This window comes from Burkholderia sp. JP2-270, from assembly GCF_003233675.1.
In the GTDB taxonomy this organism is placed as follows: domain Bacteria; phylum Pseudomonadota; class Gammaproteobacteria; order Burkholderiales; family Burkholderiaceae; genus Burkholderia; species Burkholderia pyrrocinia_C.
The window spans coordinates 711898-728593 of record NZ_CP029825.1 but is presented as its reverse complement, the minus strand read 5'-3'; the positions used below and the strand labels follow the sequence as shown (position 1 = coordinate 728593).

The 16696-nt window shown below is 65.4% G+C and carries 12 protein-coding genes and 2 pseudogenes; 7 read left to right on the top strand and 7 right to left on the bottom strand.

The window, feature by feature from the left end:
* Positions 1–116 precede the first annotated feature (116 nt).
* Complete coding sequence (locus DM992_RS21005) at positions 117–1631, bottom strand: NAD(P)/FAD-dependent oxidoreductase (RefSeq protein ID WP_111020327.1); 1515 nt, start codon at positions 1629–1631, stop codon at positions 117–119.
* Between the two features lie 151 nt (positions 1632–1782).
* The gene (locus tag DM992_RS21000; RefSeq protein ID WP_111018471.1) at positions 1783–2292 is read right to left on the bottom strand and encodes a pyridoxamine 5'-phosphate oxidase family protein; all 510 of its coding nucleotides are present in this window, start codon (positions 2290–2292) and stop codon (positions 1783–1785) included.
* Between the two features lie 628 nt (positions 2293–2920).
* Between DM992_RS21000 and DM992_RS20995 the strand changes: the two genes are divergently transcribed.
* Positions 2921–3583 (top strand): HAD-IA family hydrolase, encoded by a 663-nt coding sequence (locus DM992_RS20995; RefSeq protein ID WP_111018470.1) that lies wholly within the window; start codon positions 2921–2923, stop codon positions 3581–3583.
* Positions 3584–3716: 133 nt separating this feature from the next.
* The gene (locus tag DM992_RS20990; protein WP_111020326.1) at positions 3717–4880 is read left to right on the top strand and encodes an alpha/beta fold hydrolase; all 1164 of its coding nucleotides are present in this window, start codon (positions 3717–3719) and stop codon (positions 4878–4880) included.
* Between the two features lie 296 nt (positions 4881–5176).
* Here DM992_RS20990 and DM992_RS20985 read toward each other — a convergent pair whose 3' ends face one another.
* From DM992_RS20985 to DM992_RS20970, 4 genes are all read right to left on the bottom strand, one after another.
* Entirely contained in the window at positions 5177–6316 is a 1140-nt protein-coding gene (locus DM992_RS20985) for a patatin-like phospholipase family protein (RefSeq protein WP_111018469.1), read from the bottom strand.
* A gap of 120 nt (positions 6317–6436) precedes the next feature.
* Positions 6437–6898, bottom strand: coding sequence for a cupin domain-containing protein (locus DM992_RS20980; RefSeq protein WP_111018468.1), 462 nt, complete (start codon positions 6896–6898; stop codon positions 6437–6439).
* Positions 6899–6992: 94 nt separating this feature from the next.
* Positions 6993–7334, bottom strand: coding sequence for a cupredoxin family copper-binding protein (locus DM992_RS20975; protein WP_111018467.1), 342 nt, complete (start codon positions 7332–7334; stop codon positions 6993–6995).
* Between the two features lie 19 nt (positions 7335–7353).
* Positions 7354–8298, bottom strand: a complete 945-nt coding sequence (locus DM992_RS20970) for a metallophosphoesterase (RefSeq protein ID WP_111018466.1) — start codon at positions 8296–8298, stop codon at positions 7354–7356.
* A 257-nt stretch (positions 8299–8555) separates the two neighbouring features.
* Between DM992_RS20970 and DM992_RS20965 the strand changes: the two are divergent.
* From DM992_RS20965 to DM992_RS20955, 3 genes and pseudogenes are all read left to right on the top strand, one after another.
* Positions 8556–8960, top strand: a pseudogene (locus DM992_RS20965) (inorganic phosphate transporter); the annotation flags it as partial.
* A gap of 62 nt (positions 8961–9022) precedes the next feature.
* Positions 9023–10774, top strand: a complete 1752-nt coding sequence (locus DM992_RS20960) for an ABC transporter permease subunit (RefSeq protein WP_111018465.1) — start codon at positions 9023–9025, stop codon at positions 10772–10774.
* 11 nt (positions 10775–10785) lie between these two features.
* Positions 10786–12132: a nitrate/sulfonate/bicarbonate ABC transporter ATP-binding protein gene (locus DM992_RS20955; protein WP_111018464.1), complete on the top strand. Its 1347-nt coding sequence runs from the start codon at positions 10786–10788 to the stop codon at positions 12130–12132.
* Between the two features lie 27 nt (positions 12133–12159).
* On the opposite strand, the pseudogene DM992_RS20950 reads toward DM992_RS20955, so the two are convergent.
* Positions 12160–13037, bottom strand: a pseudogene (locus DM992_RS20950) (MurR/RpiR family transcriptional regulator).
* Positions 13038–13398: 361 nt separating this feature from the next.
* On the opposite strand from DM992_RS20950, the gene ggt reads away from it, so the two are divergent.
* Positions 13399–15150, top strand: coding sequence for a gamma-glutamyltransferase (gene ggt / locus DM992_RS20945; protein WP_111018463.1), 1752 nt, complete (start codon positions 13399–13401; stop codon positions 15148–15150).
* Positions 15151–15365: 215 nt separating this feature from the next.
* Entirely contained in the window at positions 15366–16694 is a 1329-nt protein-coding gene (locus tag DM992_RS20940) for a dicarboxylate/amino acid:cation symporter (protein WP_111018462.1), read from the top strand.
* The last annotated feature ends 2 nt before the right edge of the window (positions 16695–16696 follow it).

The window sequence follows — 16696 nt, the reverse complement described above, 5'->3', positions numbered from 1 at the left end:
CGGGAATATCGGAAGCCGTTACGATACAGCAGCTTCATTCGACGCTGGGGCTGTCGCCGAATCTCCCGGATCATTCGAAAACGCCCCGGATGAAGATCCTGCTCAAGCTTTCCGCTTCACTGGATCGACTTGCCCGAAGTCATGCAAGGCGCAACTCGCACATGCGCGTGCATGTCCTGCAATGCCGCTTCTGCGGCCTGGACGCCGGAGAAAATGGCCGTGGGTACGCCATACCCCGGGAACGTCGTTTGTCCTCCGAGATAGAGGCCGCGCAGCCCTGTCCGATGCGGAAAGAACTTGTCGGGCGTGGTGCCCGGCGCAATGCCGTAGAGCGCTCCCTCGTATAGGTGCCGCCCGCGCGCGAAATCCTGCGGATCCGATACACGGACGTTTTCCAGGCAGAGGCCGGGGAGATGGGCCTGTATCGCGTCGAGATAGTCGCCGACCACGGCCTGCGTCATCGCGCTCGTCCATTTCGATGCGGAATGGATTCCCGTTGCTGGCGCATACAGTTCCAATACTGCCTTGCCGTTTGGCGCAAGCCCTGGCAGCACCTGTGACGGACAGGTGTAGGCGAGCCAGCGAGGAACCCCGGGCGTCGATACATGCATGGCCGCCTGTTGCGACATCGGGGGAACATGATTGGTAATGAAGGCGCGTGGCAGCACGGCACCGGAGCAGCCGATCTGGATTGAAATCGCGCGATGCGAGAGCGGTGCCGCCCGAGCCTTGTGCGCTAGCCGCCGAGGTAGGGCGTGGGCGGGCAACAGGTGGCGGACCACTTCGAAACCTGAACACGTCGCCACGACGCAATCGGTCGAGATGCACTCGCCGTCGGCAAGAACGATGCCACGGGCGGCCCCGTTCTCCACGAGGATTTCGCGTACATGGGCACCGAACCTGATCGGCACCGACCGTCTGGACAATTCGCGCGCCATCACGGAGCTGATGGCGCCCATACCTGCGCGAGGCAAATGGAATCCCTCCTCCAGCATGGCCAGCAGGCCGATGATCTGCGTTGCCGGAAGGCGATCGGGCGGTTGCCCGGTGTAGAGCAGTGTCGATGCAACAGCCGCCTGCAGGTCCGCATCGGCGAAGTGCGACGCGATCAGGTGGCTGACATGCCCGTTCATGCGGGGCAGGTAACGCCACAGTTTGCTTAGCGTCCGTAGAAGCGAAGGCTCCTGCGGCAGAACTTCGTCAACCAGCGTGCGATAGATGGAGCCCCATTGCTGTTGGAGCCTGCCAAGGCCGTCACGCAGTTGCCGTGTCCGTGAGGCCTCCCTGTCGCCTTCCACATATGACGTGCCGGCGCGGGATAGATGAATGGCCGTTCCATTCTCCAGATGCGTAACGTGAGGCCGTTCAATGGCCACCATCGGAACCTCGCGATCGAAGTCGAGACCGAGGCGCCGGAACGACGCGCGAATGAGCGAGGGCACCGCGACATACATCGCGCCGTTATTGAATGTGAATCCGTTGGCCGTCGTGGTGGAACAGCAGCCGCCGGCCTCGTCCGAGGCCTCCAGTACGACGACGGGTCTGTCATTGCGTGTCAGCGTCAGCGCGGCAGTCAGGCCGGCCAGGCCTGCGCCGATCACGACGACGGGGTTCTTGCCATTGCTCGTCATACGATCCCTCATGATTTGCACGATGAGCAATATTGCGTATCGTGCATAAAATGGAAGTCGCGAAAAGTCTCGACCGCATCGAACGCCGGTGAACAGGACTTGCCGCCACAGGGCAGCGGGCGACGTTTGGCTCGCCGCGTCGAGATGGCGCTCAAGGATGCAACGGTTCGCCATCGGTCGGGAACGTATGCCGGGCGTGCCAGCCGCCATCGTTCCGCGTCAGCCGGACCGAGTTGAGGCCCAGCGGATCTGGCGCAACTCCCCGCATGCGCGACCACAGTTCAACCCAGGCGGGCTCACAGGTAACGGTCACCACATAAGGATCGTCAGGCCCGTTGGGGAACCAGGTGCGCAGTGATTCTTTCCAGATGCGGTGCTTCAGCGCAGTCTCCGCGGAGACCGTCGGGACGGTCCCGATCGTGACGTATCCTCGGTCAGCCATGCTGAGGAAGGACAGACTGATCGTCTTCCCCTGGCGAATCTCCAACGCTTTGCGCGTTCTCGAGTCGGTCATGAAACGAATCGTGAGGTCCTTCCCGATCTCCAGAACCTCGACGACTCTGGAGTTGATCTGACCGGACGCGTCGTTCGAAGAGACAAAACAGAAGGCGCAATTGCTGGCGATTTCAATTGCTTGTTGAAAGAGTTCGCTTGCATTCATGATGATGTGCGACAGCGTTTCAGGAAGCCCCCGAAAACCGGGGAAACTCGGTGGAAAAGGTCAGGTGGCGCATGTTCATGCACCTCGATCTCGACACGTCGTCAGTTCTCGAAGTCGCTTTCACGACAGCGATCTACCGGACGACAGTATTCCGATGCCCGCCTCCATGACGGTAAGGTACGTGACGACGTGCAGGCCTGCCTCGGATGTCACCTTGCTCGGAAGGTAATATCAATTAATGCACTGAATGCAACTGTATACGTCGTGCATTATTTTTACAACATGCATCGGAGGCGCCCACTTGATGTTCCGCGCGCGCTGCAATCCGGGATTGAGAATCACGCCGTCCCTTCTTCATTCACCGAGCTGTGCGCGCAGCTTGTCGAGCGCTTTCGGGCCGTCGGTCGACATGCCGCTCGTTCTGATGACGGCTGCCGCCCGGTAGCGGCCGCGCCGGCTTCGGTGCGGTGATCTCCGGCGTGCGTTCGGCATGGCGTTCGCTTGAAGCGCGCGTGCATCAGTACGGACGTCTGCGCCTCGATATGCAACCGTTCGCTGACCTCTTTGTCTATGCTGTGAAACGGTCTGAGCGGCGCGCGCGGGCCTTTCTTGTTTGAGGAGATCTTTCATGTCTGTTCGGGCCGTCATATTCGACTTCGATCTGACGTTGGCGGATTCGTCCGCCGCGATCGTCGAATGCACGGAGTACGCGTTGCACCAGCTTGGCGCCGCCGGCGCGACGCCTGCGCAGATCGGTGCGGTGATCGGGCTGCCGCTGCACGAAATGTTCCGTTCGTTGACGGGCGAAACCGACCCGGCGCGGGCCGACGCGTTCGCACGGCACTTCGTGGCGCGCGCCGACGAGATCATGGTGCACGGCACCCGCATCTACCCCGAAGTCCCGCCGCTGCTCGCGCGTCTGCGCGAGCAGGGTCTCGCGGTCGCGATCGTTTCGTCGAAGTTTCGTTACCGGATCGACGCAATCCTCGCGTTGAACGGATTGCAGTCGCTGGTCGACGTGCTGATCGGCGGAGAAGACGTGCAGCGTCACAAGCCGGATCCGGAAGGGCTCGAACTGGCGCTGGCGCGGCTCGGCTTGCCGGCCGCGGCGGCGATCTACGTGGGCGACCATGCGGTGGACGCGCAGGCGGCCGAGCGCGCCGGTGTGTCGTTTGTCGGCGCGGTGAGCGGGATGACGTCGTTCGACGCATGGACGCGCGCGGGCAAGCAGGCGGTGACCGCGCATATCGGCGAACTGGCCGCGATCGTACGGCGAATGCAGCGTGCTTAGGGTGAAGCGCGAGTCGACGCCGAACATGGCGCAGAACCGGCCGACCGAACCGCTTTCCGCAACGGGCCGGCAGCGCGCGACGGATTCTGCGACCATCGCCGTTAAAGTCATACCCGCAACCCGGTCCGTCGCCATGTCACTCATTTCCGTCGCCTTTGCAACAATCCGGCGCTCGCGCGTGCTGCCGGCCGCCCGAACCCTGTCATACGCGATCCCGCTCGCGGCAGCCTGTGCCGTAATCGGTGTGCTGGGCGGCGCGCGTCCGGCCGATGCCGCGACGCAGCGCGAACGTCTCGAGGCCCCGGTCAAGGCCGTCGCCGACCAGCGTGTAACCGTCGCTACGCCGCAGGGCAGCGCGATGCTGCCCGTCTACGCCGATCATCCGCTCGACCAGGCCGCGCCCGACGTCACGCGTGTCTTCATCGTGATTCACGGCACACTGCGAAATGCCGACGCGTACTATGCGTCGGGGCTCAAGGTCGTCGAGAAGGCTGGCGCGGCCGGGCAGGGCACGATGGTCGTCGCCCCGCAGTTCCTGACGCGCGCCGATACGCGCGCGTTCTCGCTGCCCGCGCAGACGCTGGCCTGGACCCAGGAAGGATGGAAGGGCGGCGAACCGGCACGCCAGCCGGGCCCGGCCAGTTCGTTCGCCGCACTCGATGCGTTGCTCGCGCATTTCGCCGATCGCAGCCTGTACCCCGCGCTGTCGACCGTGGTCGTGATCGGTCATTCGGCCGGCGCGCAATTGCTGCAGCGCTACGCGGTGGCCGGGCGCGAAGGCGATGCGCTGGTGCGGGCCGGCATCGCCGTGCGCTATGTGGTCGCGAACCCGTCGAGCTACCTGTATTTCGACGACGAACGGCCGGACGCCGACGCAATCGCGGGCGGAGCCTGCCCGCGTGCGACGGAATGGAAATACGGGCTGAAGTCAGCGCCGCCTTACGTCGCGTCGCAGGACGTGCGCGAACTCGAAGCGCGCTACGTCGCGCGCCATGTCGTGTACCTGCTCGGGCAGGCCGACACGAACCCGTACACGCATTTCATCGACCGCTCGTGCGCCGCGATGGCGCAAGGGCCATACCGGCTCGCGCGCGGGCTTGCGTATTTCGACTACCTGAAGAAGCGGCATCCGGACGATCTCGCGCAGCAGGTCGTCGAAGTGCCGGGCGTCGGGCACGACAATCTCGGCATGTTCACGTCCGCTTGCGGGCTGGCCGCGCTGTTCGGCCAGGCGTTGCCGCAATCATGTCCGGTCGTCGCCGGAACCGCGCCCGGAATGCGCACGGTGGGGCAGTGAGCGTGCGTGCGATATCCGCGGCGGATGGATCGATCGAAAAAATGCAGGAATCGGCGAGATAAATTCGTTTCCCGGTCGGGCGCGCGCGGTTCAGGATGACAGCGTTGCCGGGAGCGTCTCCATGAACATCGCGACAGCCAGCGCAGCGTCCATCCGCACATCGACATCGATCCCTGCGCGCGGCTACGTGGTCGGACAGCATGCGTCCGGCGGCGTCGCCGAGGTCGAGGTGGGCGAAGCCGATCGCGCGCGCCTGGTCGCGCAGTTGCGATCGGCGCGCGATGCGACGCCGCACGTCATGCCGGTTTTTCAGCAACCGGCGGTGCGTCCGGATCGAATACGCTCAATCCTTCCGTCGGGTCCATCGGCAAGTCCCACGGACGGGCGGCGATGGCCCGTTTCGCGGCGTCGTAGCCGGCCTGCCGGCGGGCCGCGATGCCGGCCGGCGTGAAATCGATGTCCTTCAGCTGATTGTCGCCGTCGAGCCGCGGTGCCGCGAGCTTGATCAGGTGCATCGTGGTTTCGCACCCCCACGCGGCGAGCCGGCGCACGGCCGGCGACGCGCGTTCGGCTTCCGGCACGTGCCGGACCAGTTCGCGGATCACGTGGCGCAGCCGGTGGATCTGCTGCTGGCGCGCGATGTGGCTGTCGGTGCGGCTCGCGTACTGGATGTCCTTCTGGCGTTCCGACACCTGCCAGATGCTCTCGGGCTCCGGGCCGGCCGGATTCCACACTTGTACCGAGAAGATGATCGAGCTCCGGCGCGGATTGTCGTCGAGCACGACCTCGACCGGCGTATTCGAATACACGCCGCCATCCCAATACGGCTCGCCGTCGATCCGTATCGCCGGGAACGCGGGCGGCAGCGCGCCCGAGCTCATGATGTGGTCGATTCCCAGGTGCGTGTCGCGCGAATCGAAATAGCGCATCGTGCCCGTGCACGCATTGACCGCGCTGACGGTCAGGCGTGGGTGGCCCGCGCTCAGCAGGCCGGGATCGATCAGCGACGCGAGCGTGTCGCGCAGCGGCGCGATCCGGTAGTACGACGCGCGATCGACGCCGAGGCGGACCATCGGGCCGAGCCACGATGCCGGATTGGGCTGGAAGAATCCCGCGATGCCGCCGCCGATGATCATCAGCTCGGCCAGCATCTTGTCCCAGCCGGGCAGCAGCGCGGGTACGTCGAAGCGGGTCCGTTCGGTCACGCGCTGCCAGAACGCCAGCATCTTTTCGTAGCGCCGCTCCGGCGGATTCCCGGCAATCAGCGCAGCGTTGATCGCGCCGATCGACGTGCCGACCACCCAGTCGGGCCGAATGCCGGCTTCGTCCATCGCCTGGAACACGCCGAGCTGGTACGCGCCCAGCGCGCCGCCGCCCTGGAGCACGAGCACGACTTGCCCGGGGAGATCCATTCGTGTCGGCTGGCTCGCGGTCATGACTTGCCTCGCTGCGTGTGACGGTGGGTCGGATCCGAACAGTTCGATTCAGTGTAGGCGATCGGCGGCGGGGGATCGACGGCTGCGCATCGGCAGGCATGCGCCGCGGTGCGGCGGGCGTCACGCGTCCGGGTACGGTGTGCCGTCCTTGTGCAGGAACCGGCCGTCGCTGCTCGGGCTCATCATGTCGATGTCGGGGCAGGTGATCACGTCGTCCGGCGAGCGCGAGCCGACCTCGAGATAGACGGCGACCGCATCCGACCGGTTGATCAGGTGGTGGCCGTTGCCGGAGTTTTTCGGAAACGCCGCGCAGTCGCCCGCGCGCAGCACGGTCTCGCCGCCGTCCTCGATCATCACGAGTTCGCCTTCGAGCACGTACACGAATTCGTCTTCGGCGGAATGCCAGTGGCGCTGGCTCGACCAGCCGCCCAGCGGCACGTGCATCAGGTTGACGCCGAAATCGCGCAACCCGCCGGCGTCGCCGAGGCGCTGGCGGATGCGCTGCGCGCACGGCGCGTCGAACGGCTGCGGATAGCCGCTGCCGCGGCGTTCGGGCACGGTGCTGAGGTCGATCCTGGGCATGGGCGGCTCCGTTTGCCACGCGGGCGAATGGGACGATGGCCATTGTAGGCGGCCGCCGCCCGCCGTTCGTCCGCGCGTTTCGTGGCGGGCCGCTTCATTCGACGGTGATCGTCTCCTTCATGTACGGATGAATCCCGCAGAACACCTTGTAGACGCCCGGCTTGTCGAAGCGGAACGAGTACGTCTCGTCCTGGTCGAGGGCCTTCGAATGAAAGATGCCGGCGTCGTTGACGACGGTGTGCGGCTCCGCGTCGAGGTTCTTCCACGTGATCGTCGTGCCGGCCTTGATCGTGGTCGACATCGGCGAAAACATGAAGTTGCGGATCGTGACCAGCGGGCCGTCCGGGCCCTGCGCGAATGCGGCGAGCGGCGTGCCGGCGGCGGCCGCGCACAGGATCAGCGCGGCGATGATTTTTGGTTGCTTGCAGCGGGTCATGTCGGTCTCCTTATGCAAATCAGGCGAGCGTCGCGTCGTGCAGCGCCGACGCGGCCGGGTGGCCGGCGAACTCCACCGTCGTCACGCCGAGCATCTTCGGCAACTGCTCGCGCGGCACCGTGAGCGGCACGGGGCCCGGGCCGTTGCCGGCCGTCGGCTGCGGGAATGCGGTCGAGCGCGCGGTGTGGAACGTCACGTTGCCTTCGACCTTCGACACGATCTGGTGGATGTGCCCGTTCAGCACGGTGACCGAGCCGAAGCGGCGCAGCAGCGCCATCGTCTGCGGCGCATCGCCGGTGCCCCAGCCCCACGGCTCGTAGATGGTCCACATCGGCATGTGGGAGAACACGACGATCGGCGTGCTCGACGAGCGGCCCTTCAGATCCTGCGCGAGCCACGCGAGCTGGTCGTCGCCGAAGCTGCCGAGCCCGTTCGGCTTGAAATGCATCACGTTGACGAGGCCGATGAAGTGCACGCCCGCGTGATCGAAGCTGTAATAGCCGCGGTTGTCCGAGGCCTTGCCGAACCGGCTGAAATATTCGGCGCCCGAACCGTCGGTGACGTCGTGCTCGCCGGGCACCGTATGCAGTTCCGGCACGCGCAGCGCGGACAGCAGTTGCGACGCGTGGTCGAATTCCTCCGGCTTGGACAGGTGCGTGATGTCGCCGGTATGGATGGTCAGCGCGGGCATCGCCGGCATCCCGTTGACGAGTTCGATCGTTTGCCGCAGCGTGGCCGACACGTCGGGGTTGGCATCCTTGTTGAAGCCGATGTGCGTGTCGCTGATCTGCACGAACAGCGGCCGGCCCGCGTCGGCCGGGCGCGCGTCGCCGGTCTGCGCGAGCGCGAGGTCGAACGGCGTCAGGATGCCGCCCGACAGCGTAAACAGCGTGCCGAGGCCGCCGAAGGCCATGCACTGCAGGGCCTTGCGGCGCGACGGGCGGGTGGGATTGGATGAAGACATGGGAGCCTCGCAATCGTATGACGAAACGGGACGGCCGGATCGTCCTGGAATAAACCGGCGCCTTCGTGTGCCATACCGGCACGGCGACGGTTTTATTCCCGCGATATGCGAATTCGGCCACCGGTGCCGGCGGCCGCGCAAGGCGGCCGTCGGGATGCCGAACGATGACTTGTTAATGTCCTGTAATCGATACGTCACATTTGCGTCATGGCCGCCCGATAGCCTGCGACACCGAGTCACCTATCCGGAGCCACTTCATGCCGAATCTCGCGGCAACGGAAACCAGCGGCGCGGTCCGCCACCGCACGCGCACCCTCAGTTTCGCGCTGTTTTTCCTGATCGTTGCCTGCGGCATCGTCCATATCGCGATTCACCTGAGCGCCGACCTCGGTCCGGTCCGGGAAAGCTCGGTCCTGCCGTTCGTGCTGCTCGTCGTCGCGCTGCTGATCGCGCTCGGCTTCGAATTCGTGAACGGCTTTCACGGCACCGCGAACGCGGTCGAGACCGTCATCTGCACGCATTCGCTCGACCCGCACCTTGCGGTCGTCTGGTCGGGCCTCCGGAACCTGTTCGGCGTGCTCGTGTCGAGCGGCGCCGTCGCGTTCGGCATCGTGCAGCTGCTGCCCGTCGAGCTGATCCTGCCGGTCGGCAGCGGCGCGGGCCGACGCAACGCCCGGCCCGCGGCCGGCCCCATCGAATTTCAATCCGACACAAGACGCTACCGATGGACATCAGTTTCGATCCGAACCGCACCGCGCACGCCTCGGCGTGGCGCGTGCTCCCCAACCGCTGGGATGCCGTCGCGTTTCCGCTGATCATCTGCCTGCTGGCGATGGCGATCGTCGGCTTCCATCAGACGATGGCGCCGATCGGCGTGCTCCAGACGCAGAAAATCTCGCTCGATCCGTCGAACCTGCCCGAATACGCGTTGCGCACCACGCTGCGGATGCTGGCCGCGATGGTCGCGTCGCTCGCGTTCACGCTCGTCTACGGCACGCTCGCCGCGAAAAGTCGACGTGCGGGCATGGTGCTGATCCCGATCCTCGACATCCTGCAGTCGGTGCCGGTGCTCGGCTATATCTCGTTCACGGTCACGTTCTTCCTCGCGCTGTTCCCGGGCCGCGTGCTCGGCGCCGAACTCGCGGCGATCTTCGCGATCTTCACGAGCCAGGCATGGAACATGACGTTCAGCTTCTACCAGTCGCTGCGCACGGTGCCGCGCGACCTGAGCGAAGTGTCGCGCGGCTTTCACCTGACGCCGTGGCAGCGCTTCTGGAAGCTCGAGGTGCCGTTCTCGATGCCGGGCCTGATCTGGAACATGATGATGTCGATGTCGGGCGGCTGGTTCTTCGTCGTCGCGTCGGAGGCGATCACCGTCGGCAACCAGACGATCACGCTGCCGGGGATCGGCGCGTATCTCGCGCAGGCGATCTCGGCCAGGAATATCGGCGCGGTCGGCTGGGTGATCGTCGCGATGTCGATCGTGATCCTGGCTTATGACCAGTTCCTGTTTCGCCCGCTCGTCGCGTGGGCCGACAAGTTCCGGATGGAGAACACCGCGTCCGGCGATGCGCCGCAATCGTGGCTGCTCGCCATGCTGCGCCGTACGCACCTGATTCATCAACTGCTCGTGCCGGCCGGCTGGCTGCTGTCGCAGGCCGCGCGGATTCCGCTGCGCCTGCCGTCGCTGAAGGGCACGCGCTCGCGCAGTGCGTCGGCACGCCGCTCGTCGCGTATCGGCGACATCGTGTGGGGCGCGTTCGTGATCGTGCTGACGGCGTACGTCGTGTGGCGCGTCGTCAGCTTCGTCGCGACCGGCGTGACGATGGGCGAAGTCGGGCACGTGCTCGTGCTCGGGCTCATCACGCTGCTGCGCGTGATGGTGCTGATCGCGATCGCGTCGGTGATCTGGGTGCCGCTCGGCGTGCTGATCGGGCTGCGCCCCGCGCTGGCCGAGAAGATCCAGCCGCTCGCGCAGTTCCTCGCCGCGTTCCCGGCGAACCTGCTGTTCCCGGTGTTCGTGATCGTGATCGTCCACTTCCGCCTGAATGCGGATATCTGGCTGTCGCCGCTGATCGTGCTCGGCACGCAGTGGTACATCCTGTTCAACGTGATCGCCGGTGCGATGTCCTATCCGAACGACTATAAGGAAGCGACGAAGAATTTCCGCATCCGCGGCTGGCAGTGGTGGCGGCAGGCGGTCCTGCCCGGCATCTTCCCGTACTACGTGACCGGCGCGATCACCGCATCGGGCGGCGCGTGGAACGCGAGCATCGTGTCCGAGTTCGTGCAGTGGGGCGACACGAAGGTCGTCGCGCACGGCCTCGGCGCGTACATCGCGCAGATGACTGCCGCCGGCGATTTCCCGAAGATCATCCTGGGCATCGCGGTGATGTCCCTGTTCGTTACCCTGTTCAACCGTCTGCTGTGGCGTCCGATGTACGCCTATGCGGAATCCCGGCTCCGTCTCGATTGAGAGTAAGCGCGATGCAAAATTCGACCGTTATCAACGCCCCTGTCAAGACATCGCAGCCGCTGCAGCCGCCGCGCCTCGGCGAGGAAATCCTGCGCGTCGAGCATGTGAACCGCGGCTTCAACAAGTCGCAGGGCGAACTGCTCGTGCTCGACGACGCGAACCTGTCGCTGCGCGAAGGCGAGATCGTCGGGCTGCTCGGCCGTTCGGGCTCGGGCAAGTCGACGCTGCTGCGAATCATCGCCGGCCTGATCGAACCGACCGGCGGTGAAGTGACCTACCTCGGCCAGCCGCTGCGCGGCCCGGCCGAAGGCGTCGCGATGGTGTTCCAGACCTTCGCGCTGTTTCCATGGCTCACCGTGCTGCAGAACGTGGAGGCCGGCCTCGAGGCGCTCGGCGTCGGCGCGCGCGAGCGGCGCGAGCGCGCGCTGGCCGCGATCGACCTGATCGGTCTCGACGGTTTCGAGAACGCGTATCCGCGCGAGCTGTCGGGCGGCATGCGCCAGCGCGTGGGCTTTGCGCGCGCGCTCGTCGTCGATCCGACGATCCTGCTGATGGACGAGCCGTTCTCCGCGCTCGACGTGCTGACGGCCGAAACGCTGCGTACCGATCTGCTCGACCTGTGGACACAGGGGCGGATGCCGATCAAGTCGGTTCTGATCGTCACGCACAACATCGAGGAAGCCGTGTTCATGTGCGACCGGATCCTCGTGCTGTCGTCGAACCCGGGCCGCGTGATTGCCGAGATCAAGGTGCCGTTCAAGCACCCGCGCAACCGGCTCGACACTGATTTCCGCAAGCTCGTCGACGACATCTACGCGAAGATGACGGCCCGCCAGACCGGCGAGGCGACGAAGAAGGGGCTCGAGCTCGGCAGCTGGCTGCCGCAGGTGTCGACCAACCTGATGGCCGGCCTGATCGAAACCCTCGCGATGGCGCCGTACCACGGCCGCGCGGACATGCCGGAAATCGCACGCACGCTGCATCTGGAAGTCGACGATCTGTTCCCGATCGCCGAAGTGCTGCAGTACCTCGGTTTCGCGGACGTGCGGGAAGGCGACGTGTTCCTGACGCCGCCCGCTCGCGTGTTCGCGGAATTCGGCACGCAGGAGCGCAAGCTGATGTTCGCGGATCACTTGCTGAAGCACGTGCCGCTCGCCGCACGGATCAGGAAGGTGCTGAACGAGCGTCCGGGCCATCGTGCGCCGCGGGTGCGCTTCGAGCAGGAGCTCGAGGATTTCCTGTCGGACGAGGCGGCCGAGGAAACGCTCGACGCAGTGATCGACTGGGGCCGTTACGGCGAAGTCTTCTCGTATAACGACAAGACCGAGGTGTTCAGCCTCGAGGACGTCGAGAGCTGACGCCCGCACCCGAATGGCGAGCGATCGTCATTCGGGCAGATCGCGCTGGTTGGCGTCCAGATCGATCCCCCGGTATTGAGATGCTCGATCTTCTCCATCCGCTGCCGCGCCAGTTCCGGTAACTGGTTCGTTACGCCGATCACCAGCGCTTCCGCGAGCGCCAGCGCCGGCACATTGGTCTGCAGCATCGCGAACGGGCGCCCGTGGATCCGCAGCACGATCTCCGCGAACTTGCCGATCGGCGACATCCATTCGTCGGTGATCAGCAGGATCCGCGTGCCGAGCCGGTGCGCGGCCTGCGCGAAGCGGATGCTGTCTTTCTGGTAGCGGCGAAAGTCGAAGATGACGAGTACGTCGTTGCGCCCCATGTCGGTCAGTGCGACCGACGCGAGATTCACGTTAGGTTCGACGTACTGCACGTGCGGGCGCGCATAGGTCAGCGTGAACGAAAACAGCGACGCGAGCGGCGCCGTGTAGCGCCCGCCGCCGCAGAAGATGCGGACGTCCGGATCGGCCAGCAGCGCCACGGCTGCGTCGAACGCGGCCGCGTCGAGCCCTTCGATCGTGGTCGCGAGCGACTCGGACAGCCGCTGGAAAATCGCCGAATGGCTGTCGCGCAGGCCCGTTTCCGAATGGAACGCATCCATTCGCGCGAGCGGCGAATTCATTGCCGTGTCGATCTCGTCGTACAGCGCCTGCTGGAACGACGAGTAATTCGGAAAGCCGATCCGGCCGACAAAGCGGAACACGGTCGGATCGCTGACTTCAGCCTGCTTCGCGAAGCTCGCGATCGGCCCGAGGCCGAGGCTCGGATAGCGATCCAGCAACGCCTGCGCAACCTTCTGTTCCGACGGCGTGAAGCTATCCATCTGGGATAACAGCAACGCCCTGATGCTCGTCCCCATCGGGCACTCCAACTCTCTTATCTGAATGACAAACGGCAGACGTGCGTCTGCCGGGACCCCACGCATGTTAGCCGATCGACGTGCGGTGGGCCGCGCGCGGGCCAAAATTAGAGGGACGCATCGCTCGGCCAGATGGCCCCGCCCATCAATGTAATGAAACGAACATTTGCCCGGTAGTGTTTCCGCGCACATTCGCTCCAAATTCAGTAGTAACCCTAGGTTTTGATGAAAAAAAGCGAGTGCTATGATCGCGGCCTCGCCGGAATGTACCGTTTATTACATGCCGGATCGGCAGCGTTCGCACGCGATGAGGCGGCGGCGCATCCCGGCATGGTCCGGTAATTTGTCTGGAGGATTCCGCATGAGGCGGCTCGTCGTACTCACCCTGTTGTCGGCTTTGAGCGTGTGCGCGTTCGCCGCTTCGGATCCCGCAGTTGAAGCGAAGAACGGCATGGTCGTGTCATCGCAGCACTTCGCGTCGCAGATCGGCGTCGACATCCTGAAGCAAGGCGGCAACGCGGTGGACGCGGCGGTGGCGGTCGGTTACGCGCAGGCGGTGACCAATCCGTGCTGCGGCAACATCGGCGGCGGCGGCTTCATGACCGTGCACCTGGCCGACGGCCGCGACCGCTTCATCAATTTCCGCGAGACCGCGCCGGCCGCGGCCACGGCGAACATGTATCTCGACGCGTCGGGCAACGTGCGCCCGGGCGAAAGCCTGTACGGCTATCGCGCCGTCGGCGTGCCGGGCACGGTCGCCGGCCTCGATCTCGCGCAGCGCAAATACGGCAAGCTGACGCGCAAGCAGGTGATGGCGCCCGCGATCCGTCTCGCGCGCGACGGCTTCATCCTGACGCGCGGCGATACGGACATCCTCGACACGACGATCGACCGCTTCAGGAAGGACCCTGACGCGGCCCGCATCTTCCTGCGGCCCGACGGCACGCCGCTGCAGCCGGGCGACCGGCTGGTGCAGAAGGACCTGGCCCGCACGCTGGAGCGGATCGCGGAGCAGGGGCCCGACGCGTTCTATCACGGCGCGATCCCGAAGATCGTCGAGGCGGCGTCGAAGCAGGCGGGCGGCCTGATCACGGCGGCCGATTTCGCGTCCTACCGGGCCGAGGACATGGCCCCGCTGAAGTGCACGTACCGCGGCTACGAGTTCGTGTCGGCGCCGCCGCCGAGCTCGGGCGGCGTGACGATGTGCGAGACGCTGAACATCCTCGAAGGGTATGACCTGCGCAAGCTGGGCTATCACTCCGCGGCGTCGGTCCACTACATGACCGAAGCGATGCGGCACGCGTACGAGGACCGCAACACGCTGCTCGGCGATCCGAACTTCATCGACAATCCGATCGCGAAGCTGACGAGCAAGGAATACGCGGCTCAAATCCGCAAGAGCATCCATGCCGATACGGCGACGCCGTCGGTCGACGTGCAGCCCGGCGTCGGCGTGCACGAGAAGCCGGAGACGACGCATTACTCGATCATCGACCACGACGGCAATGCAGTATCGACGACCTATACGGTCAACGGCCGCTTCGGCGCCGTGGTCATCGCGCCGGGCACGGGCTTCTTCCTGAACGACGAGATGGACGACTTCACCACGAAGGTCGGCGCGCAGAACCTGTTCGGCCTCGTGCAGGGCACGCGCAATTCGATCGCACCGGGCAAGCGTCCGCTGTCGTCGATGGCGCCGACCATCGTGACGAAGGACGGCAAGGTATTCATGGTGGTCGGTTCGCCGGGCGGGTCGCGCATCATCACGATCACGCTGCAGACCGTGCTGAACGTGATCGACTACGGGATGACGCCGCAGGACGCGGTCGCCGCGCCGCGCATCCACCATCAGTGGCTGCCCGACGAGGTCTATTACGAAACCTACGGCCTGTCGCCCGACACGCTCGCGATCCTGCGCAACATGGGCTACAAGATGGTCGAGCAGACGCCGTGGGGCGCGGCCGAGCTGATCATGGTCGGTCTGCCGGGCACCGAAGCGGCGAGCCGCCAGAGTTCCGGGAACGATTCGTCCGTGTCCGGCAACGTGCGCGTCGGCTTCATTTACGGCTACAACGATCCGCGCCGTCCGGCCGGATCGGCGATCGGCTACTGACCTGATCGCATCACGCTGAACCGCCGCCGCCCGCATTCGCGTTTCCGCGAAGGCCGCGACGGCGGCAGTGCGTCCGTTCGCGGACATCTGCAAGTCCGATCGGCGCCTGTGCGTGGCATTCCGCGTACGACCGGCTTGCCGCGCGCGCGTGCTGGCACCGCGCCGGACGCGCGCCTTTCATCCGTCAACCTCTTCACCCTGCGACGAATCCCGTTATGAACAAACGAATGTCTGCGGCAGGCTGGATCCTGCTCGCGATGGCGGCCGGCATCTTCATCGGCTACCTGATCTTCACGCAGTTTCCGGACAAGCAGTCCGCTGCGGAAATCGCCGGCTACATCTCGCTCGTGTCCGATGTGTTCCTGCGGCTGATCAAGATGGTGATCGGCCCGCTGGTGTTTTCGACGCTCGTCGTCGGCATTGCGCACATGGGCGATGCGTCGTCCGTCGGGCGCGTGTTCGTGAAGGCGCTCGGCTGGTTCGTCACCGCGTCGCTGATCTCGCTGCTGCTCGGGCTGCTGATGGCGAACCTGCTGCGGCCCGGCGAGAACCTCGGCCTGCCGCTGCCGGACATCGGCGCGTCCGCGCATCTCGCGACGTCCAAGTTCACGCTGAAGGATTTCGTCGGCCACATGGTGCCGAAGTCGTTCGCCGAGGCGATGGCGAACAACGAGATCCTGCAGATCGTCGTGTTCTCGCTGTTCTTCGGCGTTGCGCTGTCGGCGCTCGGCGAGCGCGGCAAGATCCTCGTCGCCGCGATCGACCAGTTGTCGCACGTGATGCTCAAGATCACCGGCTACGTGATGAAGCTCGCGCCGCTCGCGGTGATGGCCGCGATGGCGTCGACGGTGGCGATCAACGGGCTGTCGATCCTGCTGAAGTTCGCGGTGTTCATGGGCGACTTCTACGTGAGCCTCGTGCTGCTGTGGGCCACGCTCGTCGCCGCCGGGCTGCTGTTCCTCGGCCGCCGCGTGTTCAAGCTGCTCGTGCTGATCAAGGAAGCGTTCATGCTGTCGTTCGCGACCGCGAGCTCCGAGGCCGCGTATCCGAAGATCCTCGACGCGCTCGACCGTTTCGGCGTGCGGCGCAAGATCGCGAGCTTCGTGATGCCGATGGGCTATTCGTTCAACCTCGACGGCTCGATGATGTACTGCACGTTCGCGTCGCTGTTCATCGCGCAGGCCTACAACATCCACCTGTCGCTCGGCACGCAGGTCACGATGCTGCTGATCCTGATGCTGACGTCGAAGGGGATGGCCGGCGTGCCGCGCGCATCGCTCGTCGTGATCGCGGCGACGCTGCACCAGTTCAACATCCCGGAAGCCGGGCTGCTGCTGATTCTCGGCGTCGACACGTTCCTCGACATGGGCCGCTCGGCCACGAACGCGGTGGGCAACTCGATCGCCAGCGCGGTGGTCGCGAAGTGGGAAGGCGAGCTGATGTCGGAAGCCGAGGCGCAAGTGCATGCCGCGCATCTCGATGCCGAACTGGAACGGCAGAACAGCGATCCGGCCTACGGCGCCGGTCAGGCTGCGTCGAGCTGACC